Genomic DNA, 3,781 nt, shown 5'->3' on the forward strand with positions numbered 1-3,781 from the left:
TTGTAAGTCTCATATGTCACCTTGGTAATGGATTGTTATGGACAGCTAACAGTCGGGCGGGTAATACCCGACCATTCCACTCAACTTTACCATATACCCCACTAATCTGCTCAGGATTAAACAGCATCCCTAGATCGAGCCCCAAAGGCCATCTCCTTAACCTTGGTAAGGCGATCACGGGTGGCTGCCGCCTTTTCAAACTCCAGATTTTTAGCTTCAGAGTTCATTTGCTTCTCTAAACGCTTGATTTCGCCCGCCAGGTCCTTCTCGCTCATATCCTCATAGCGAGCCCGCTCCTGCTCTACCTGCATCTCAGAGCGCTTCTCTTGGACGTCATAGACGCCATCAATAATGTCTTTAATACGCTTTTGGACACCCCGTGGCTCAATCCCATTCGCCTTATTGAAGGCAATTTGCTTGGTTCGGCGACGCTCAGTCTCCCCCATGGCCCGCTTCATAGAATCGGTGATCCTGTCGGCGTACAGAATAGCCTTGCCTTTAATGTTTCGAGCCGCCCTACCAATCGTCTGAATTAAGCTGCGTTCAGAACGCAAGAAGCCCTCTTTATCCGCATCCAAGATTGCAACGAGTGAGACTTCGGGAATATCCAAGCCCTCGCGCAACAAATTAATGCCCACTAAAACATCGAACACGCCTAAGCGTAAGTCGCGCAGAATTTCTACGCGCTCTACAGTGTCAATATCCGAATGGACGTAACGTACTTTTACACCGTTATCCGACAAGTAATCTGTCAGCTGTTCAGCCATTCGTTTTGTTAGAACGGTTACCAAGACGCGCTCATGCACTTTGACACGCTCATGAATCTGATTGAGCAAATCATCTACTTGAGTGCTTGCTGGCAACACTTCAATTTCTGGATCAACTAGTCCTGTTGGTCTAGCCACTTGCTCAACCACTTGTCCGGTGTGCGTATTTTCATAATCAGCGGGTGTTGCAGAAACAAACACCGTTTGACGCATTTTCGTTTCGAACTCCGTGAACTTCAGTGGTCGGTTATCCATTGCCGAAGGTAAACGGAAACCAAACTCCACCAAAGTGTGTTTGCGAGACTTGTCGCCGTTATACATCGCATTCAGCTGTCCGATGAGAACATGGCTCTCATCCAAGAACATCAAGGCATCATTTGGAAGGTAGTCAACCAAGGTCGGCGGCGCCTCGCCAGGCATAGCCCCTGAGAGATGGCGGGAGTAGTTCTCAATGCCTTTGCAAAAACCCAATTCATTGAGCATCTCTAAATCAAAGCGCGTACGCTGCTCTAAACGTTGTGCCTCAACCAACTTTCCATCTTTAACAAACTCATCTAAGCGGATACGCAACTCAGTCTTAATCGTTTCAATCGCCTTAAGTACCGTGTCACGCGGAGTAACGTAATGCGAACTTGGATAGACAGTAAAGCGTGGAATTTTCTGACGAATTTTCCCAGTGAGCGGATCAAAAAATTGCAAACTCTCAATGACATCATCAAAGAGCTCAACACGCACTGCCAATTCATTATGCTCAGCAGGGAAAATATCAATCGTATCCCCTCGCACTCGAAAAACACCACGCTTGAAATCGGTTTCGTTGCGGTCGTACTGCATCGCAATTAAACGCATCAAAATATCGCGCTGACTCATCTTGTCACCGGGACGCAATGTCATCACCATACTGTGATAGTCACCCGGATTACCAATGCCGTATATTGCAGAGACAGTAGCCACAATGATGACGTCACGTCGCTCTAACAAACTCTTAGTAGCAGACAGTCGCATTTGCTCGATGTGCTCATTAATTGACGAATCTTTTTCAATAAATAAATCGCGCGTCGGGACATAAGCCTCTGGCTGGTAGTAGTCGTAATAACTCACGAAGTACTCCACCGCATTTTTTGGGAAAAACTCCCGAAATTCACTGTAAAGCTGAGCCGCCAAGGTCTTATTAGGGGCAAAAATAATGGCGGGTCGACCTGTTCTGGCGATCACATTAGCCATGGTGAAGGTTTTGCCTGAACCAGTAACCCCCAAAAGAGTCTGGAAGGTCAATCCATCCTCAATCCCAGCCACTAAAGCATCAATTGCAGCCGGCTGGTCCCCTGCAGGCGGGAATGGCTGATAAAGCTGAAATGGCGAATCTGGAAAGGAGACAAACTTGTCTGGATCAAGGTCGTGACCCACCTCACCCAAAGGATCGGCTACGGGGGCTTTTTTACTTTCAGCAGCTTTGGAATTTGAGGAAGTTTTAGGCAACTTAGGGGGCATCTCAGCTATCATTTCACCTGTGACTTTTAGTTCACAGCGAATTTTGTACAAACAATGATTTTGCCGTTTTTATTTGGAAATAGTTGGATCTAGCCTCAAAAACAGCCATTTAAAGTAAATTTAACTGAATTTAACGTCAATTAAGCCTGAAATACCTCTTTTAACCTACATTACTACCCCATTTTTGACCCTCAAATGAACCTTTTCACTTCAGTCCAGCTTGCCCCTAAAGATCCTATTTTTGGCCTCACAGAAGCCTACGTCGCCGATCAACGCGCTGACAAGGTCAATCTAGGCGTTGGTGTGTATTACACCGATGAAGGCAAGGTGCCACTTTTAAAAGCCGTCATTCAGGCTGAGGAAGCAATTGTTGCGAAGCATTCCCCACGCAGCTACATTCCAATCGAAGGCCCAAATCCATACAACAGTGCAGTTCAAAACTTATTATTTGGCGCCGACTCTTCGCTCATCAAAGATGGTCGCGTTGTAACAGCGGAATGTCTTGGTGGCACTGGCGCATTGCGCGTTGGTGCTGACTTTATCAAGCGCCTCAATTTGAATGCGCCTTGCGCAATTAGCAACCCTACCTGGGAAAACCACCGCGGTATTTTTGAATCTGCAGGATTTGAAGTACTTGAGTACACCTATTTCGATGGTAAGACTCGTGGCGTTGATTTTGATGGCATGGTGAAATCTCTAGAGTCTTTTCCGAAGTTCACCACTGTCTTATTGCACGCTTGCTGCCACAACCCAACTGGCGCTGATATTACTGAAGCGCAATGGCGTCAAGTTATTGATATTTGCAAAACAAAACAACTTATTCCATTTTTAGATATGGCATACCAAGGCTTTGCTGCTGGTATTGAGCAAGACGGGATTGCGGTGCGCTTGTTCGCTGAATCCGGTATGTCTTTCTTTGTATCTAGCTCCTTCTCCAAATCATTTTCACTCTATGGTGAGCGTGTTGGTGCCCTATCGATCGTGACTCAAAGCAAAGATGAATCCACTCGCGTACTTTCGCAACTAAAGCGTGTAATTCGTACCAACTACTCCAATCCACCTACACATGGCGCTGCGATTGCAGCTGCAGTTCTCAATTCACCAGAACTCAGAAAGCTCTGGGAAGATGAATTAGCTCAAATGCGTGATCGGATTAAATCGATGCGTCAGGGGCTGGTACAAAAATTGGCTGCTGCTGGTGTTAAGCAGGACTTTACTTTTATTGAAGCTCAGCGCGGCATGTTCTCTTACTCTGGATTAACTGCAGAGCAAGTAGATCGTTTACAAAAGGAAGATGGCATTTATGCCCTCTCCACCGGTCGTATTTGTGTGGCTGCCCTCAATACCAAAAATATTGATAAGGTAGCCAAAGCAATCGCCCGCGTATTGGCGTAACAACGCGTAATAAGCGGTTACACTGAATCATCAGGAGGCAACATGCTATATCAGTTACATGAATTTCAAAAAGCTTTACTTCAACCAGTAAGCTCATGGGCTCGAGCAGCATCTGAAGCATTTATTAA

At 46.2% G+C, this 3,781-nt stretch carries 2 protein-coding genes; one reads left to right on the plus strand and one right to left on the minus strand.

The genetic code is table 11. The annotated features are described in order from the left end of the window. Window positions 1–116 precede the first annotated feature (116 nt). Entirely contained in the window at window positions 117–2,270 is a 2,154-nt protein-coding gene (uvrB, locus tag B7X71_RS13505) for an excinuclease ABC subunit UvrB (protein ID WP_293601011.1), read from the minus strand. Window positions 2,271–2,453: 183 nt separating this feature from the next. On the opposite strand from uvrB, the gene B7X71_RS13510 reads away from it, so the two are divergent. Further along, window positions 2,454–3,653, plus strand: a complete 1,200-nt coding sequence (locus tag B7X71_RS13510; RefSeq protein WP_293599032.1) for an amino acid aminotransferase — start codon at window positions 2,454–2,456, stop codon at window positions 3,651–3,653. The last annotated feature ends 128 nt before the right edge of the window (window positions 3,654–3,781 follow it).

The sequence above is a fragment of the Polynucleobacter sp. 39-46-10 genome (genome assembly GCF_002282275.1).

Coding starts and splice junctions, on each gene's coding strand:
- B7X71_RS13510 (WP_293599032.1), top strand. CDS start 2,454: ATGAACCTTTTCACTTCAGTCCAGCTTGCCCCTAAAGATCCTATTTTT.
- uvrB (WP_293601011.1), bottom strand. CDS start 2,270: ATGATAGCTGAGATGCCCCCTAAGTTGCCTAAAACTTCCTCAAATTCC.